Origin of the sequence: Cupriavidus phytohabitans, assembly GCF_000426345.1 — a bacterium.
Taxonomy (GTDB): domain Bacteria; phylum Pseudomonadota; class Gammaproteobacteria; order Burkholderiales; family Burkholderiaceae; genus Cupriavidus.
In genome coordinates, this window is sequence record NZ_AUFE01000026.1 from 29,683 (window position 1) to 45,549 (window position 15,867).

General features: G+C 69.1%; 18 protein-coding genes. 6 read left to right on the top strand and 12 right to left on the bottom strand.

Going from position 1 to position 15,867, the window contains the following annotated elements:
- Positions 1–364 precede the first annotated feature (364 nt).
- From K309_RS0119205 to K309_RS0119215, 3 genes are all read left to right on the top strand, one after another.
- Entirely contained in the window at positions 365–610 is a 246-nt protein-coding gene (locus tag K309_RS0119205; protein ID WP_029047938.1) for an RNA recognition motif domain-containing protein, read from the top strand.
- A gap of 71 nt (positions 611–681) precedes the next feature.
- Positions 682–1,503 (top strand): tyrosine-protein phosphatase, encoded by an 822-nt coding sequence (locus K309_RS0119210; RefSeq protein ID WP_029047939.1) that lies wholly within the window; start codon positions 682–684, stop codon positions 1,501–1,503.
- A gap of 13 nt (positions 1,504–1,516) precedes the next feature.
- On the top strand, positions 1,517–2,311 hold the full coding sequence (locus K309_RS0119215) for a TOBE domain-containing protein (RefSeq protein WP_029047940.1): 795 nt from the start codon (positions 1,517–1,519) through the stop codon (positions 2,309–2,311).
- Positions 2,312–2,489: 178 nt separating this feature from the next.
- On the opposite strand, the gene K309_RS0119220 is transcribed toward K309_RS0119215, so the two are convergent.
- From K309_RS0119220 to K309_RS42975, 5 genes are all read right to left on the bottom strand, one after another.
- A complete protein-coding gene (locus K309_RS0119220) occupies positions 2,490–3,212 on the bottom strand; it encodes an ATP-binding cassette domain-containing protein (protein ID WP_029047941.1) in 723 nt (240 codons plus the stop codon).
- Positions 3,213–3,220: 8 nt separating this feature from the next.
- Entirely contained in the window at positions 3,221–3,934 is a 714-nt protein-coding gene (gene modB / locus K309_RS0119225; RefSeq protein WP_029047942.1) for a molybdate ABC transporter permease subunit, read from the bottom strand.
- A gap of 13 nt (positions 3,935–3,947) precedes the next feature.
- A complete protein-coding gene (gene modA, locus K309_RS0119230; RefSeq protein WP_029047943.1) occupies positions 3,948–4,745 on the bottom strand; it encodes a molybdate ABC transporter substrate-binding protein in 798 nt (265 codons plus the stop codon).
- 228 nt (positions 4,746–4,973) lie between these two features.
- Positions 4,974–5,168: a DUF1059 domain-containing protein gene (locus tag K309_RS0119235; RefSeq protein ID WP_029047944.1), complete on the bottom strand. Its 195-nt coding sequence runs from the start codon at positions 5,166–5,168 to the stop codon at positions 4,974–4,976.
- 60 nt (positions 5,169–5,228) lie between these two features.
- Positions 5,229–5,390 (bottom strand): hypothetical protein, encoded by a 162-nt coding sequence (locus K309_RS42975; protein WP_232232420.1) that lies wholly within the window; start codon positions 5,388–5,390, stop codon positions 5,229–5,231.
- Here K309_RS42975 and K309_RS36835 point away from each other — a divergent pair.
- Positions 5,389–5,940: a nucleoside 2-deoxyribosyltransferase gene (locus tag K309_RS36835; protein ID WP_232232421.1), complete on the top strand. Its 552-nt coding sequence runs from the start codon at positions 5,389–5,391 to the stop codon at positions 5,938–5,940. The two genes, K309_RS42975 and K309_RS36835, sit on opposite strands and share 2 nt — an antisense overlap.
- Positions 5,941–6,069: 129 nt before the next feature.
- On the opposite strand, the gene K309_RS0119250 is transcribed toward K309_RS36835, so the two are convergent.
- The 6 genes from K309_RS0119250 to K309_RS0119275 all read right to left on the bottom strand — a co-directional run bounded on the left by K309_RS0119250 (position 6,070) and on the right by K309_RS0119275 (position 12,365).
- The gene (locus tag K309_RS0119250) at positions 6,070–6,708 is read right to left on the bottom strand and encodes a PqiC family protein (protein ID WP_051320515.1); all 639 of its coding nucleotides are present in this window, start codon (positions 6,706–6,708) and stop codon (positions 6,070–6,072) included.
- Complete coding sequence (locus K309_RS0119255) at positions 6,708–8,348, bottom strand: PqiB family protein (RefSeq protein WP_029047946.1); 1,641 nt, start codon at positions 8,346–8,348, stop codon at positions 6,708–6,710. Before K309_RS0119255 ends, K309_RS0119250 begins: the two co-directional genes overlap by 1 nt.
- The gene (locus tag K309_RS0119260; protein WP_029047947.1) at positions 8,335–9,084 is read right to left on the bottom strand and encodes a paraquat-inducible protein A; all 750 of its coding nucleotides are present in this window, start codon (positions 9,082–9,084) and stop codon (positions 8,335–8,337) included. The genes K309_RS0119255 and K309_RS0119260 overlap by 14 nt, the downstream gene beginning before the upstream one ends.
- Positions 9,081–9,773 (bottom strand): paraquat-inducible protein A, encoded by a 693-nt coding sequence (locus K309_RS0119265; RefSeq protein ID WP_029047948.1) that lies wholly within the window; start codon positions 9,771–9,773, stop codon positions 9,081–9,083. The genes K309_RS0119260 and K309_RS0119265 overlap by 4 nt, the downstream gene beginning before the upstream one ends.
- A 7-nt stretch (positions 9,774–9,780) precedes the next feature.
- On the bottom strand, positions 9,781–10,980 hold the full coding sequence (locus tag K309_RS0119270) for an AI-2E family transporter (protein WP_029047949.1): 1,200 nt from the start codon (positions 10,978–10,980) through the stop codon (positions 9,781–9,783).
- Between the two features lie 245 nt (positions 10,981–11,225).
- Entirely contained in the window at positions 11,226–12,365 is a 1,140-nt protein-coding gene (locus tag K309_RS0119275; protein ID WP_029047950.1) for an HPP family protein, read from the bottom strand.
- Positions 12,366–12,512: 147 nt separating this feature from the next.
- On the opposite strand from K309_RS0119275, the gene K309_RS0119280 reads away from it, so the two are divergent.
- A complete protein-coding gene (locus K309_RS0119280; RefSeq protein WP_029047951.1) occupies positions 12,513–14,285 on the top strand; it encodes a chloride channel protein in 1,773 nt (590 codons plus the stop codon).
- Positions 14,286–14,386: 101 nt separating this feature from the next.
- Here the strand turns inward: K309_RS0119280 and K309_RS0119285 are convergent, their stop codons facing one another.
- Positions 14,387–14,806, bottom strand: a complete 420-nt coding sequence (locus tag K309_RS0119285) for an Lrp/AsnC family transcriptional regulator (RefSeq protein ID WP_029047952.1) — start codon at positions 14,804–14,806, stop codon at positions 14,387–14,389.
- Positions 14,807–14,964: 158 nt separating this feature from the next.
- On the opposite strand from K309_RS0119285, the gene K309_RS0119290 reads away from it, so the two are divergent.
- Positions 14,965–15,843: a dimethylarginine dimethylaminohydrolase family protein gene (locus K309_RS0119290; RefSeq protein WP_029047953.1), complete on the top strand. Its 879-nt coding sequence runs from the start codon at positions 14,965–14,967 to the stop codon at positions 15,841–15,843.
- Positions 15,844–15,867: the final 24 nt, after the last annotated feature.

Here is a 15,867-nt window from a genome sequence, read left to right on the forward strand (position 1 = left end):
GGCGTACTGGCGATCCGGTGCGGCGGGCCGGCAACCGGGCCGGCGAGGCATTGTCGGCCGCGAGGCGGCATCCGCGTCTGGCTTGCTCCAGCGGCCGGGCTTCTGGCCTGGCCGCCGCGTTCGACATGATAGGAATTGTCCGAGCCGGCAGGGGGTGATGTCGAGGTTTCCAAGTGCCTCATTGCGCCAGCAATGATTCAGATCAAGTTCTGCTTCGGACGGCGAAATCTTGCGGCGGATTTGTTATCCCATCTGTAAAGGCAGGCGCCACAAGGCGTGGCGGGCGATGCGGCGCACGCGCCGCCGGGGCCGCCCAGCCAGGTGATGCATGCGTCGGGGCGATCTGAAATAATTGGAGCCGATGATGAAGGTTTTAGTACGCGGGCTGAAGGCAGGACTCAGCGCCACGGCGCTGCGCCAGGCACTGGCGAAGTACGCCAGCATCCGCTCGGTCGAGCTGGTCGAGGCCGGCGACCCGAAGCGTCCGTGGGCCTGGGTCGATATCGACGCCAGCGCGCTGGCGGTGTGGAAGCTGGTGGCGCGGCTGGACCGGCGCTATGTCGCCGGCTGCCACCTGCGCTGGCATGTGCCGGCCTACCGCTGCCGCTGACTCTGGCCGCTGACCTTGGATTCACGCGGCTGCCGGGTCCGCATCGATAAAAAAACAGTCAGGGAGCAACAATGAACAAATGGTTCCGATGGGCGTTTCCACAGGGCCACGCGGTCGTGTCGCCAGGACCGGCGGCACCGGACAGCACGGCCGGCAACGCGGCGCTGGAATTCGACACCATCAGCAATGCGCGTGACCTTGGCGGCCTGCGCGGTGCCGCCGGACGCCGCGTGCGCAGCGGCCGGCTGTATCGCAGCGGCAACCCGGCGCTGGCCAGCACGGCCGACCTGGACCGGCTGCATGCGCTCGATCTCGACGTGGTGGTCGACTTCCGCTCTCCCGGCGAGAAGTCGCCGGACGAGGCCGGCTTCGGTGCGCGCTTCAACTGGGTGGCGGTGCCGGTGCTGGACGGCAGCATGGCGATGGACGTGCTCATGCCGCGCCTGCGCGCCAGCACCCCGGCGCAGATCGACGGCTTCATGCTGGAGGTCTACCGCGATTTCCCGGTGCGCTACCGCGACGCCTTCGGCGGCTTCATGCAGACCGCGCAAGAGGGCAAGACGCTGCTGTTCCACTGCACCGCGGGCAAGGACCGCACCGGCTTTGCCTCGCTGCTGCTTCTGTCGGCGCTGGGCGTGGCGCAGGACGATATCCTGGCCAATTACCTGGAATCGAACCAGCGCAATGCACGCTTCAACGAAACGGCGCTGGCGCGCATGGCGCGGCTGGGTGTAAGCGCCGAGGCCATGATGCCGCTGCTTGAGGTCCGTGCCAGCTATCTCGATGCCTCGCTGCAGGCGATCGAGCAGGGCTGGGGCAGCGTCGACAACTACCTGGGCGATGCGCTTGCCGTCGACGTCGCGCAGCTGCGCGCGCACTACCTGGAAGGCTGAGGAACGGCGACCCATGCTTGAACTCCAGGGAGCCATCTGGTTCCGCTCCGGCTCGCAGGACTGGGGCGGCAAGGACCGCATCGCGCTGCTCGCCGCCATCGGCGAGCACGGTTCGATCACCGCGGCCGCGCGCGCGGTCGGCATCAGCTACAAGGCAGCGTGGGACGCCATCGACCTGATGAACAACAGCGCCGGAGAAGCGCTGGTCGTGCGCGCCGCCGGCGGCAAGGGCGGCGGCGGCACGCGCCTGACGGCGCGCGGCGAGCAGCTGATCCGCACCTACCGCGCGCTGGAGGACGAGCACCGGCGCTTTGTCGCGCAGCTGTCGCAGCTGGGCGAGGGTGCTGCCGAAGATATCCACCTGATGAGGCGAATGATGATCAAGACCAGTGCGCGCAACAAGCTGTTCGGGCACGTCGCCAGTGTGCGCGGCGGCGCTGTCAACGACGAGGTGGCGCTGGCGCTGCCGGGCGGCCAGCAGATCGTGGCGACGATCACGCATGAAAGCGTCGAGACGCTGGGGCTGGCTGCGGGGGCGGAGGCATTCGCGCTGATCAAGGCATCGTCCGTGCTCGTGGGATTGCCCGATCCGGGCATGCGGCTGTCGGCACGCAACCAGTTGCCGGGCGTGGTTTCGCGGGTGTTGCCTGGGGCGGTCAATGCGGAGGTGGTGATCGAGCTGGATGGTGGCGGCACCATCGCAGCGATCGTCACCAATGGCAGTGTCGAGGCGCCGGGGCTTGCCGTGGGCGTGCCGGCAGTGGCGGTGTTCAAGGCGTCTAGTGTGATCCTGGGAGTGGTGGGATGAGGCTGGCATATGCAAGAGCGGCAAGAGCGGCAAGAGCGGCAAGAGCGTTGGAACTTGCCAATACCCCTGGCGATCGCTCCCCTCGCCCGCTAGCGGGCGAGGGGTGGGGGAGAGGGCCGGCGCGTCAACGAAGTACCGGCCCTCGCCTTAACCGCGCCTGCGTCGACCTGCCGCGCGCTCAGGCCACGCGCGCCGACACCGGCGCGTAGACCGGCGGATGGTGGCGGCCGGTGCCGCTGCCGAAGATGCGGCCTTCGCGGATCTCGAGCACGTGGTCGCCCAGTGCTTCGACGTCGGCGGGATCATGCGAGATCACCAGCATCGGCACGTCCAGGCTCGCCTGCAGCGAGCGCAGCTCGGCGCGCATGCGCGAGCGCAGCGCGGGATCTAGCGCCGAGAACGGTTCGTCGAGCAGGACGATATCCGGCTGCGCCACCAGCGCGCGCGCCAGCGCCACGCGCTGCTTCTGGCCGCCGGAAATCTCGGCCGGATAGTTGCCGACGATCTCGTCCAGCCCGAAGGCATCGATCCAGCGCCGGGCTTCCGGCGGGATCGCCCCGCGGCGCGGGTTGCGCCAGCCGCGCGCCAGCCCGAAGGCGACGTTCTGGCCCACGGTCAGGTGCGGGAACAGCGCGTATTCCTGGAACAGGTAAGCCACGCGGCGCTCCTGCGGGCGGACGTCGATGCCCGCGTCGCTGTCGAACAGCGTGCGCCCGTTCAGCTCGATGCGGCCGCTGTCGGGGGCGAGCAGCCCGGCGATGGCGCGCAGCGTCAGGCTCTTGCCGGCGCCGGACGGCCCGAACAGCGCGATGCGGCGGCTGTCGGAGTCGAAATCGATATCGAGCGCAAACTGCCGGTCGGCCGACACCATCTGCTTGCGGATGCTGACATGCATGCCCATGGCGTTGCTCACCGTACCGCACGCGGGCGCAGGCGCCGGCGTTCGTAGAGTTCGGCGGGATTGCGCGCGGCGGCGGGCACCAGCCGCCCGGCGACCACCAGCAGCAGCACGCATGTGACCGAGGTCACCAGCACCAGCAGGTTGGCGGTGTTGTCGTCGCCGGCCTGCACGGCCTCGTAGATCGCCACCGACAGCGTCTGCGTGCGCCCCGGCAGGTTGCCGGCGACCATCAGCGTGGCGCCGAACTCGCCCAGCGCCCGCGCGAAGGCCAGCAGCACGCCGGCGATGATGCCGCGCGCGGCCAGCGGCAGGGTCACGCGGAAAAAGATGCCGGATTCGGAGACGCCCAGCACGCGCGCGGCGTTTTCCAGCTGGTGGTCGACGCCCTCGAACGCCGCGCGCGCGGACTTGAGCACCAGCGGGAAGGCCACGATGGTCGAGGCCAGCACCGCGCCCTGCCAGGTAAAGACCAGCTCGATGCCGAGGCTGGACAGCCACTCGCCAAACACGCCACGCCGGCCCACCAGCACCAGCAGGTAGTAGCCGAGCACGGTCGGCGGCAGCACCAGCGGCAGCGTCAGCACCGCGTCGACCACGTCGCGCAGCGGCGAGCGCCAGCGCGCCAGCGCCCACGCCGCGCCGACGCCGAGCACGGCGTTCAGCGCGGTGGCCCAGCCCGCGACCTTCAGCGACAACAGCAGCGGGACCCAGATGGCATCCATGGCGTGGTGGAAATCAGGGCTTCAGGAAGCCGTAGCGCGACAGGATCGCCTGGCCCTCCGGCGACGCCACGAAGTCGACGAACTGCGCGGCTTCCTTCTGCTGGCGGGTCTGGCTGGTGATGGCGATCGGGTAGGTCACCGGGGTGCGGCTAGGCACGCGCACGGCCACCTTGACCTTGTCCGGCATCACCGTGGCGTCGGTGGTGAAGACGAAGCCGGCCTCGACCTCGCCGCGCGCCACGTAGTCCAGGCTCTGGCGCACGTTCTGTGCCGGCACGCCCTTGGCGGCGACCGCGTCCCACAGCCCGGCGGCTTCCAGCGCGCCGCGGGTGTAGCGGCCGACCGGCACCGAGGCCGGGTTGCCATAGGCGATGCGCTTCACTTCCGGGCGGGTCAGGGCCTGCAGCGAGCCGATTTTCAGCTTGCTGTCCGACGGCACGATCAGCACCACCTCATTGGCGGCGAAGTCGCGGCGCGAGGCGGACGCGACCACCTTTTCGGCCTCGGCCTTGTTCATCGCCTCCTGGTCGGCCGAGGCGAACACGTCGGCCGGCGCGCCCTTGACGATCTGCTGCATCAGCACGTCGGACGCGCCGAAGTTCAGCACCACCTTGGTCCCGGGATGGGCGCGCTCGTACGACTTGGCCAGCGACTTGAAGGCGTTGGTCAGGCTGGCGGCGGCGGAGACCACCAGGTCGGCGCCGAAGGCCGGCCCAGCGGGCAGGGCCAGCGCCAGGGCGGTCAGCATGGCACCGGTGGCGCCGGCAAGAACGGAGCGGCGCCCGGTGCGGGCGGAGCGGAACGCGGACATGGGAATCCTAAGCGAAGCGGCCAGGAAAGCTGGTGCTGGAATGGGTGGACTGTCAGGCGCAATATACGTCCGTATATAGCGGTGCGTCAATGATGCGCCGTGCCCGATGCCATGGGTATTCGGGCGCGAATAAGTGCTGTATCAGGGGCTGCGTATGTTTCCCGGGGCCGGAGGAGGTTCGGGCGAGGGTAGGGGGCTGGCGCCATTGCAGCGCCAGCTTTTCCGGCTTCAGGCCGGTGGCGTGCCTTCCTTGAACAACGACTTCAGCTGGGTGCGCAGCTCAGGGGTGTCCTGGTGCTGGTGCACCGCGACCGCGTGCTGGACCGCGGCTTCGAGCAGTTCGTCTTCACTGTCGGCGCTCAGCGCAACCGTGCAGCCGATGTCGCTCGGGAACTCGCGGCAATCGATAAACTTGCGTCCCATGGTGCCTCCTGTCACCGGCCGCGCGGCCGGTGTATCCAGTATAGGCAGGGGGGCCGGCTACTACAGCACCGGCGTCAGCACGTTGCCATCGGCCAGGAGCGCATCGAGATTCTGCCGGGTCAGCGCGGTCATCGCGGCGCGGGTTTCGTGCATGCCGCTGATGTTCGTGCGGCGGCGGGTTATGCTGCGGCTTCCCATTTCTTCCGTGACGAACATCGCCATGAAAACCATCTACCTGGCCGGCTTCGACGTCTTCCGCAAGGATGCCATCGCCTGGGGCGAGCAACTCAAGTCGCTGTGCGCGGCGCATGGCTTCACCGGGCTGTATCCGCTCGACAAGGCGGCGCCGGCAGGCCTGTCGGCGCGGGACACGGCGCGCTGGATCTATGACGCCAATATCGCGCTGCTGCGCCGTGCCGACATGGTGATGGCCAACCTCGACGATTTCCGCGGGCCGGGAGAGCCAGACTCGGGCACGGCCTTCGAAGTGGGGTTTGCGGTGGCGCTGCAGAAGCCGGTATGGGGCTACAGCGCGGATCCGGGAACGGTGCGCGACCGCGCCACGGTGGTGACCGATGGGGACGGCCGGCCGCTGGATGCGCGCGGGTTTGTGGTGGAGGATTTCGGCTTGCCCGTGAACCTGATGCTGGCGTGCCCGGTGAAGCTGGTGCGGGGCGGCGGAATGCCTGGCGGCGATGGCCGAGGCCATCCACCGGCGTGCGGCCGAAGCGGCGGCAAGGCGCGAGCGCGATGCGGCGGTGTGGGGGGATGACTGAGAGCGTCCCTCTACCGCCGGTTTGCTCCCCGCTCCCGCTGAGGCGAGAGGGAGAACACACCTTGCTTAGGCCAGATCGGGCGGCTCAGGCGCGCCTTCCTTCCGGCAAGCTCCGTCGCGTTCGGTCTATCGGCGAAGTGCCTCCACTCCCGCGGCAATGTCCTTCGCCGTGCTTGCCACGATCTCGCGGTAAGCCGCCACCACGCCATCGACCTCGCCGGGCGCGGACAACTCCGCCTGCGTGCGGCCGCTGACCACCTTGCCGTCCGGGAGTCGCCGCACCGTCCAGTTGATCGTGGCGCCCGCGCGCTGCCCGACATCCGCGTCGAGCCGCAGCACTTCCGTCGTGATCCGGTACAGCGGCTGCACGTCCGACAACCCCTGCTGGTAGGTGTCGACGGCGCCCAGAGTCGCCTGCAGGCGCTGCGACAACGCGTCGCGCAGTTCATCCGGCAGCGGCGACGACCAGCGCGCCAGGTCGAGCAGGCGCAGGCTGGCGTCATTGCCGCCGTCGCGCACCACCAGCTGCGGCCGGTTAAGCCGCTCCGGCACGCGCACCGGCGCGACTTCCAGCCACAGCGTGTTGGTCGACGCCGCCGGTGTCGGCGCCGGCAGCGTGGCGACATCCGCAGGCCCCTGGGCCAGCGTGTAATAGCGCGGTTCCGGCGAGGCACAACCGGCGAGCACGGTGGCGCCGATTGCGCTGGCAATGGCGCGGCGTGCCAGCACGGAGGCAAGTGCGGAGTTTTGGGGATGGCGCTTCATCAGTCTTTCTCCGGCTTGCCGCGCAGCAGCGCTTCGGGATGGCGTTCGAGGTAGTCGGTCAGCGTGCGCAACGACGTGGCGGTGCGCGTCAGTTCCTGCAGCATGCGGCGCGTGTCCTGCTGCAGCGGCGCATCCGACGCCAGCGTGCCGTTGGCCGCAGTCAGCGTCTTGCGCGCGTCCTGCAGCGCCGCCAGCACCTGCGGCGCGACGTCGCCGTTGAGCTGCTGCACCAGCTGGTCGGCCGTGTCGAGCGTCTTGTTCAGGCTCGCCACGGTGGTACGCAGGTCCTGGCCGATCTGGTCGAACGGGATCTTGTCGATGCGGTTGACGATATCGCCGACCTGCGCCTGCAACTGGTCGAAGGTGCCCGGCGTGGTGGCGAACTCGGGGATCGGCGCATCCAGGTCGACCTTGGCGGGCGGCGCCTTCGGGAAGAAGTCGAGCGCCACGTACAGCTGGCCGGTAAGCAGGTTGCCGGTGCGCAGCTGCGCGCGCATGCCGCGCTTGAGCAGGCCCTCGATGATCTGACGGGCGCGCGCGCGGTCTTCCACGTCGCGTTCGCGGAAGCCCATGCGCGACGGGTACAGCTCGACCACCACCGGCATGCGGAAAGCCTTCTTGTCGCGCTGGTATTCGATGCCGATCGAGCGCACCTGCCCGACGATCACGCCGCGGAAGTCCACCGGCGCGCCCGGCGACAGGCCGCGCACCGACTGGTCGAAGTTGAGCACGGCCAGCGTCGGCGCCAGTTCCTCGGGCTCCTTCATGGCGTCGGACTGGTCGGCGGCCAGCAGGAATTGCGTGTTTTCCGCGGCGGCGTCGGTGGCGGTGGTGCGGTCCGGCGCCTGGAACGCAACGCCGCCCAGCAGCACCGTCACCAGCGATTGCGTCGACAGCTTGAGCCCGCCGGCATCGAGCTTGAGGTCGACGCCGCTGGCATGCCAGAAGCGCGTGTCGGCGGTGACCAGCTTGTCATAGGGCTTGTTGACGAACACGCGCAGCGTGATGTCGCGCCCGTTGGGCTCCAGCTGGTAGGCTACCACCTGGCCCACCTGCACGCGCCGGTAGTAGACCGGCGAACCGATGTCGAGAGAGCCCAGCTCCGACGCGCGCAGCACGAACTGCTTGCCGGATGCGTCGGTGGTCACCACCGGCGGCACTTCCAGGCCCTTGAATTCGCGCGTGGTCTCGCCGGACTTGCCGGCATCGACGCCGATATAGGCGCCCGACAGCAGCGTCTCCAGCCCCGACACGCCGCTGGCGGCGAAACGCGGGCGCACCACCCAGAAGCGCGTGTCGGCCACGGCGAAGTTCTCGGCGTCCTTGGTCAGGTCGATCGAGGCGATCACGTGCGAACGGTCGCGCGCGAGCCGCACCGACTTGACCAGGCCGATATCGACGTCCTTGTAGCGCACCGCGGTCTTGCCCGGCGTCAGGCCCTCGGCGGTGCGGAAGCTGACGGTGATCTCCGGCCCGCGCGAGGCCAGCGTGTGCACCAGCAGCGACACGCCGACGACCGCCGCGACGATCGGGATCAGCCACACCAGCGATGGCAGCCAGCGCGCGCGGCGCCGGCGCTCGGGCCGCGGCAGGCCGGGTGCGCCAGCGGGATTGGGCGGATGTTGTTCAGTGTCGGGCATTGTCGTCTTCCAGCGAATCCCACAGCAGGCGCGGATCGAAGCTGAGCGAGGCCAGCATGGTCAGCACCACGACCGCGCCGAAGGCCAGCGCGCCGCCGCCTGGGATGATGGTGGCCAGCGCCCCGGCCCGCACCAGCGAGGCCAGCAGCGCCACCACGAAAATATCGAGCATCGACCAGCGGCCGATCACCTCCACCAGCCCGTACAGACGGGTCTGCTGCCGGATGCGCCAGGTCGCGCGGAAATGCACCGACAGCAGCAGGAAGGTGAGGATCACCATCTTCAGGAGCGGCACGATGATGCTTGCGATCAGCACCAGCACGGCCAGCATGCGCGAGCCGGATAGCCACAGGTAGATCACGCCGGACAGGATGGTGTCGCGCTGGGTGCCGAGGATCGATTGCGTGACCATCACCGGCAGCATGTTGGCCGGGATGTAGAGGATAAAGGCCGCCAGCAGGAACGCCCAGGTGCGCGCCAGGCTGTCCGGCTTGCGGTGGTGCAGGGTGGCGCCGCAGCGCGGGCAGGGCTCGCCTTCCAGCGTGCGCGGGCTGACCAGGTCGCAGGCGTGGCAGGAGAGCAGGCCCAGGCGGCTGGCGGTTGGCACCTGCGGCAGCGGCTTGCGTTCGTCGTCGTCGGTCAGTCCGGCCACCACCTCGCGCGCGAGACGGCGCGGGTGCGCCAGGCGGTCGGGGCGCGGCGGCCGTTGAGGTTGCCGCGGGGTCGCGTCCGTCATTGTCCTTTCCCGCTTGTGCCGCCTGCCGCGTCCGCCTCATCGTCCGGCGTTTCCAGGTAGCGCCACAGGTCGCGCGGGTCGAACGAGAGCATCGCCGCCAGCACGATCACCAGCGCGGCGAACGACCACAGCGCAATGCCAGGCAGCACGCGCGCCATCGTGGACAGCTTCACCAGCGTAACCAGCACGCCGATCATGAAGACCTCGATCATGCCCCACGGCCGCGTCTGGCGGATGCCGCGCACGATGCGGTCGAAGCCCATGGGCATGCGGTGCCGCGCCATCGGCACCAGCAGGTAAGCCATCATCAGCAGCTCGGACAGCGGGAACAATATGGTGGTGGCGAACACCAGCACCGCCACCAGTGCCATGCGGTCCTCATACAGGGCCTGCACCGCGCCCAGCAGCGTGGTTTGCGTGCGCACGCCCTTGAGGTCCATCTCGACGATGGGGTAGGCGTTGGATACCAGGAACAGGATCAGCGCGGTGATTACCAGCGGCAGCAGGCGCCGGTAATGGCGCCGGCTCTCGCGGTACAGCTCGCCGCCGCAGCGCAGGCACAAAGCGCGCTCGCCGGGCGAGATCGGGGTGCGCTCGTAGACCGCATCGCAGTATTCGCACGCCACCAGCCGGTGCAGCGCGGCGGGGGAGGTATCGGGCAATGCGGGGGCGTTGTCGGGACCTGCCATCAGCCGTTCAGCCGGGGTGCTTGCCGGTGGTCGCCGGCGGCACGTCGGGGTTGTCGACCACGGCGGGGACTGCCGGCGTCGCCCCAGCGGGCGTCGTCACCGCGGGCACCGCTGCCGGCGCGCCGCCCGCCTTCAGGTCGCGCGCGAGATCCTGCGCCAGCTCGTCCTGCGAGCCGATGGTCCAGTCGCGCAGCAGCGCATACGCCACCGCCAGCAGCGTCGGGCCGATGAACACGCCCAGGAAGCCGAACGCCAGCGCGCCGCCCAGCACGCCCAGCATGATCCAGATCAGCGGCATGCCGGTGCCCTTGCTGATCAGCAGCGGCTTGACGATGTTGTCCGCCATGCTGACCACGCCCACGCCCCAGATCACCAGGAAGATCGCCCAGCCGGTGGAACCGGTGTGGTACAGCCACAGCGCCGCCGGCAGCCACACCAGCGGCGGGCCCACCGGCACCACCGACAGGAAGAAGGTGACAAAGCCAAGGATGGCCGCGCCCGGCACGCCGGCGATCCAGAGCCCGACGGCGGCCAGCACCGCCTGGATAAAGGCCGTGCCGAGCACGCCATAGACCACGCCCTTGACCGTGCTGCCGGCCAGTTCCAGCAGATGGTCCGCACGCTCGCCGGCAATGCGGCGCATGCCCGCGCGCAGCCACGCAATGGCGAACTCGCCGCCGGTATAGAAAAAGAACGCCAGGATGATCGACAGCGCCAGCTGTCCCAGCCCCGCGCCGATCGACAGGCCGGCGCCGAGCAGCACATGCCCGACCGGCGCGATCAGCTTGCGCAGGTTGGCCACCATCTCGGAATCGGCGTTGACGATGCTGTTCCACGAGCCTTGCAGGTAGGTGCCGACATAGGGCAGGCTGCTCAGCCATTGCGGCAGCTGCGGGATGCCCTGCTCCATGTACCGGTTGACCAGGGCCGCCAGGTCGTCCACGTGCGCCGAGAAGCTGGCGCCGGCGTAGACAAAAGGCCCGAGCACGATCACCGTGGCCAGCAGCACGCAGATCAGCGCCGCCAGGCTGCGCCGGTTGCCGAGCCAGCGCGACAGCACCATGTACGGGTACCACGAGCTGTAGGCCAGGATCGCGCCCCACAGCAGTGCCGTGGTGAACGGTGCGAGCACCAGCAGTGACCCGCCGATCAGCACGATCAGCGCAAAGACTGCAGCGATCTTCTCGATTAACTGGCCGGAACTCATTGATGGCTCTCCCTGGGCCCGCCGGTGTGACGGAAACGGCGTAAATATAGCCTACGCCGGGGCGGGCGATGCCAAAGGGCTGCTGGAACGGTGCTTCAGGCGCCACCACCGCGGTGCGCCGGCGCAGCATGCCCGGACGCATCCACAGTGCCATAGCTTTGTGACGTTGAACAGCGCGGCTTCCGTGCTGTCAAGGCAGGAGGGAAAAGGCGCCGGGCAGGGCCGGCGCCGGGGGCGTGCGGGCTTCAGCCCGGCACGGCCATCACGCCGCTCTTGAGCAGGGCGGCAACCAGGTCGGACTGCGTCACCATGCCGACCACGCGGTGCTTGTCGTCGATCACCGGCGCATGGTGCAGGCCGCCGTCGGAGAAGGCCTGCGCCAGTTCCACCATCGGCTGGTCGGGGCGGGCGGTGACCACGGCGCGCGTCATCAGGTCGCGCACGGTGCCAGCCAGCCGGCGCGCGCCGGTATCGCGCTGCGCGGCGAAGAAATCACTCTGCGTGATGATGCCCTCGAGCCGGTTATTTGCATCGACCACGGGCAGCGCCTTGATGCGGTGCCGCGACAGCAGGTGACCGGCCTCGTGCGCCGGCTGGTCCGGCCGCACCATGACGACGTCCCGCGACATGATCTCGCTGCACAGGACGTTGCCGAAGTGGCGCCGGTACGCGTGCAGCTGTGCCGCCACCAGGATGGCTTCCAGGTCGTCTTCTTCGATGTCGAGGAATTCGCCGCGTGCCTGCAGGGCCGCGTCCAGGTCGGCGCGGGTAAAGCCCACGCGCTGCGTCGGCGGCACGTCCCTGGTGCCGTGCTGCACCGCAGGCTCGGGCGGGCGGTGCGGGTAGCGCCGCCGCGACAGGTTGTTGAAGGCCAGCGCCATCAACAGCAGCAGCATCGAGTTGAACAGCACCGGCACCACCACGAAGCCGAAACCGAGCGCGCTGACCGCCGGCCCGCCGAATACCGCGGTGATGGCCACGGCGCCGCTGGGCGGGTGCACGCAGCGGAACTGGAACATCACGGCAATCGCCACCGCCACCGCTGTCGCCGCGGCAATGCCGGGATCCGGAATCCAGCGCGCGCAGGCCACGCCCACCAATGCCGCAAACAGGTTGCCGCCGATGATCGACCACGGCTGCGCCAGTGGCGAAGACGGCACCGCGAACAGCAGCACCGCCGAAGCGCCCATGGGCGCGACGAACCAGGGGTTGAATCCGCCCAGCGTCTGGTGGCTGATCCATTCGGTGAAGAACAGGCCAAGCAGCGCGCCAAGGCAGCTCTTGATGCGCTCATGGCGGTTGGCAGCGACCGGCAGCGGGACAAAAGTGCGCAGCCATGCACGGGTATTTTGCGCCAGCGAGGCGTCAGCGGGGGCGGTTGGCATTCTTGGACGGGGGGCGGCTTGGAATGGTGCACGTAATATATCACGCGGTGATATATTTGGCCGCCTTTGGTGCAGCGCATCCCTGAGTTGGGGCGTGATGCACCGCACAAGAGCAAACAGGACAAGAGCAAAAGGAGTCGCCCCCCTATGACGTTCCCTGCGTCACCCACCGCCGCGCCCGTCGAGAAGCGCGACTACGCGGTCAACCGCCGCCTGCTGATGCTGTCGGCGATCGCGCTCGGCATCGGCGCGCTCAGCACCGTCGCGGCCAGCGTGCTGGTCAACCTGATCCGCTTCTTCACCAACCTGTTCTTCTACCAGACGCTGTCGCTGGCCGAGCGCTCGCCGGCGGACCATGCGCTGGGCGCGTGGGTCATCGCGGTGCCGGTGGTCGGCGGCCTGGTGGTGGGGCTGATGGCGCGCTACGGCAGCGACAAGATCCGCGGCCACGGCATCCCCGAGGCGATCGAGGCGGTGCTGTTCGGAAAGAGCAAGATGTCGGCGCGGGTGGCGGTGCTCAAGCCGCTGTCGTCGGGCATCGTGATCGGCAGCGGGGGGCCGTTCGGCGCCGAGGGGCCGATCATCATGACCGGTGGCTCGCTGGCGTCGCTGCTGGCGCAGTACCTGCACCTGAGCGCCGGCGAGCGCAAGGCGCTGCTGGTGGCCGGGGCGTGCGCGGGCATGACGGCGATCTTCGGCACGCCGGTGGCGGCGGTGCTGCTGGCGGTGGAGCTGCTGCTGTTCGAGCTGCGCCCGCGCAGCCTGCTGCCCGTGGCGCTGGCCTGCGCGGTGGCGGGCTTCCTGCGGCCGCTGCTCTTCGAGGCAGGCCCGCTGTTCCCAATGCAGACCGCGGCCGCTGGCACGCCCGCGCTGGCCTCGTGCGTGATCGCCGGACTGTTGTGCGGCGCGCTGGGCGCGGGGCTGACGCTGGCGCTGTACCGCACCGAAGATGCGTTCTCGCGCCTGCCGCTGCACTGGATGTGGTGGCCGGCGATCGGCGGGCTGGTGGTCGGCATCGGCGGGTATTTCGAGCCGCGCGCGCTGGGCGTGGGCTATGACGTGATCGGTGACCTGCTCAACCACCGCATTGCCATCGGCATTGCGCTGGGCCTGCTTGCGGTCAAGGCAGTGATCTGGATCGCTGCGCTGGGTTCCGGCACGTCGGGCGGCGTGCTGGCCCCGCTGCTGATGCTCGGCGCCGGGCTTGGCACGGTGCTGGCGCCGTGGCTGCCGGGCGGTTCGCCCGAGCTGTGGGCGCTGGTGTGCATGGCCGGCGTGCTCGGCAGCGTGCTGGGCGCGCCGCTGACCGCGATCGTGTTCGCCTTCGGGCTGACGCATGACACGCAGGCGCTGCTGCCGTTGCTGCTGACGACGGCGGTCGCGTACGGCTTCTCGGTGCTGACCATGAAGCGGTCGATCATGACGGAGAAGATCGCCCGGCGCGGCCTGCATATCTACCGCGAATACGGCGTCGACCCGCTCGAGCGCGCCCATGTGGGCGAGCTGATGACGCATGAGGTGGTGACGATCGACGCCGACTTGCCGGTGGCCGATGCCATGGCGCGCTATTTCGGCGAGCACGCCGCGCATCGCGCCTATCCGGTGGTGGCGGACGGGCGCGTGCTGGGGATGCTGGAACGCGCCGCCATCCGCGGCGCGGCCGCCGGCGAGGTGTCGCCCGGCCTGCGCTGCCGCGACCTGCTGAGCGCGCCGGCGCAGGTGCTGCTGCCGGAGCAGACCGCGCGCGCGGCGGCAGGCAGCATGGCGGCGCTCAGCGTGGCGCGGCTGCCGGTGGTGGAGAGCGCGGACAGCATGCGGCTGGCGGGCATCGTGTCATTGCGCGACCTGCTGCGTGCGAGTTCGCAGGTTCACCATGAGGAAGCGCGGCGCGAGCGGCTGCGGGGTCGGGCGGCGGGCTGAAGACGTCGGCCTGCAGGGGGCGGTCGAGCTAGCTGCGACCCAGGCCAACGCTCCCTCCCCCGCAGTGGGAGAGGGAGCAAAACCGGCGGTATCCGGTGTCGCTACTTGTAAGTCGACAACAAAATACTCGTCTCCGTAGCACTGATCCCGTCGATCAACCGTATCCGGTCCAGCGTCCGGTCAAATGCCTCCAGCGTATCCGCGCGCAGTTCCGCAATGATGTCCCAGCGCCCGTTGGTCGTATGCAGCGCCTGCACGTTGGGCTCACCCCTGAGCGCCTGCAGCACCGTGCGCGCCTTGTTTCCCTCCACCGCGATCGTCATCCACGCCCGGATCCTGTGCGCCTCGGCCTCGGGCCGCAGGCGCACGGTGTAGCCGACGATCAGCCCTTCCTTTTCCAGCTTGTCGATGCGGTTCTGCACGGTCGCGCGCGACACGCGCAGCGCCTGCGCCAGCGCGGTGACCGGCGTGCGCGCGTTGTCGCGCAGCAGGGAGAGCAGCTGTTGATCGGTAGCGTCCATGGGTTTGAAGGCCGTTCTGTCGATTTGCCAATGAAGCCTGGCATTTTGCGCGAAGCAAGGCGCAAATTGCACAACTTGCTGGCTATTAGTTAACACCAGCCTGCACCAGAATGCAATCGACTGAATTCTTTCCAGAACCCCAAAGAAAAGGAGCCGCCGTGATCCGCACCCCCACGATCCTGCTTGTCGAGCCGACCTTCTACGACGTGTCGTACAGCATCAATCCGTGGATGGATCCCGCCGCCTGGGCGCGCGATCCGCGCGGCATGCACCGCAACGCCATGCAGTCCTTCGAAGCGCTGCGCGCGGCGCTGGGCCGGACCGGCCTCACGGTGGAAGTGGCCGCGGGCGCCCCCGGCCTGCCCGACATGGTTTTCCCGGCAAATGCCGCCGTGGTGCTCGACGGCCGCGCACTGCTGGCCCGCTTCCGTTACCCGCAGCGCCGCGGCGAAGAAGCGCCGTTCGCGCAAATCTTCGGCGCGCTGCGCGAGCGCGGCCTGCTCGATGAAGTGGCGCTGCTGCCCGAAGGCTGTTTCCAGGAGGGCGCTGGCGACTGCATCTGGGATGCTGGCCGTGGTCATTTCTGGGCCGGTTTCGGGCCGCGGTCGTCGCACGAGGCGGCCACCGCCGTGTCGGATTTCTTCGGCAAGGAAGTGGTGGCGCTGGAGCTGGCCACCGAGCAGAGCTACCACCTCGACGTGTGCTTCTGCCCGCTGTCCGGCGGCGAGATCCTCTATTACCCGCCGGCATTCAGCGAAGCGGCGCTGCGCGAACTGCGCGCACGGCTGCCGGCGCGCCTGCGCATCGAGGCCAGCGCCGACGACCTGAGCCACTTCAGCGTCAACGCCGTCAACCTGGACGACCAGGTGGTGATGACCCGCACCACGCCGCACCTGCGCACCGAACTGGGCCGGCGCGGCTATCAGTTGCACGAGGTCGACCTGACCCCATTCATGCTGTCCGGCGGCGGCGCCTATTGCATGACGCTGCGGCTCGACCGTAGTAGCGGGCCCGGCATCGCCGCGGCCGCGGCCTGATGCATCCGCCATCGCCAGCCAGGG

Bases quoted from the DNA above. Each gene is read 5' to 3' on its own strand.
- K309_RS0119205 (WP_029047938.1), top strand. From the start codon at position 365: ATGAAGGTTTTAGTACGCGGGCTGAAGGCAGGACTCAGCGCCACGGCG.
- K309_RS0119210 (WP_029047939.1), top strand. From the start codon at position 682: ATGAACAAATGGTTCCGATGGGCGTTTCCACAGGGCCACGCGGTCGTG.
- K309_RS0119215 (WP_029047940.1), top strand. From the start codon at position 1,517: ATGCTTGAACTCCAGGGAGCCATCTGGTTCCGCTCCGGCTCGCAGGAC.
- K309_RS0119220 (WP_029047941.1), bottom strand. From the start codon at position 3,212: ATGGGCATGCATGTCAGCATCCGCAAGCAGATGGTGTCGGCCGACCGG.
- modB (WP_029047942.1), bottom strand. From the start codon at position 3,934: ATGGATGCCATCTGGGTCCCGCTGCTGTTGTCGCTGAAGGTCGCGGGC.
- modA (WP_029047943.1), bottom strand. From the start codon at position 4,745: ATGTCCGCGTTCCGCTCCGCCCGCACCGGGCGCCGCTCCGTTCTTGCC.
- K309_RS0119235 (WP_029047944.1), bottom strand. From the start codon at position 5,168: ATGGGACGCAAGTTTATCGATTGCCGCGAGTTCCCGAGCGACATCGGC.
- K309_RS36835 (WP_232232421.1), top strand. From the start codon at position 5,389: ATGAAAACCATCTACCTGGCCGGCTTCGACGTCTTCCGCAAGGATGCC.
- K309_RS42975 (WP_232232420.1), bottom strand. From the start codon at position 5,390: ATGGCGATGTTCGTCACGGAAGAAATGGGAAGCCGCAGCATAACCCGC.
- K309_RS0119250 (WP_051320515.1), bottom strand. From the start codon at position 6,708: ATGAAGCGCCATCCCCAAAACTCCGCACTTGCCTCCGTGCTGGCACGC.
- K309_RS0119255 (WP_029047946.1), bottom strand. From the start codon at position 8,348: ATGCCCGACACTGAACAACATCCGCCCAATCCCGCTGGCGCACCCGGC.
- K309_RS0119260 (WP_029047947.1), bottom strand. From the start codon at position 9,084: ATGACGGACGCGACCCCGCGGCAACCTCAACGGCCGCCGCGCCCCGAC.
- K309_RS0119265 (WP_029047948.1), bottom strand. From the start codon at position 9,773: ATGGCAGGTCCCGACAACGCCCCCGCATTGCCCGATACCTCCCCCGCC.
- K309_RS0119270 (WP_029047949.1), bottom strand. From the start codon at position 10,980: ATGAGTTCCGGCCAGTTAATCGAGAAGATCGCTGCAGTCTTTGCGCTG.
- K309_RS0119275 (WP_029047950.1), bottom strand. From the start codon at position 12,365: ATGCCAACCGCCCCCGCTGACGCCTCGCTGGCGCAAAATACCCGTGCA.
- K309_RS0119280 (WP_029047951.1), top strand. From the start codon at position 12,513: ATGACGTTCCCTGCGTCACCCACCGCCGCGCCCGTCGAGAAGCGCGAC.
- K309_RS0119285 (WP_029047952.1), bottom strand. From the start codon at position 14,806: ATGGACGCTACCGATCAACAGCTGCTCTCCCTGCTGCGCGACAACGCG.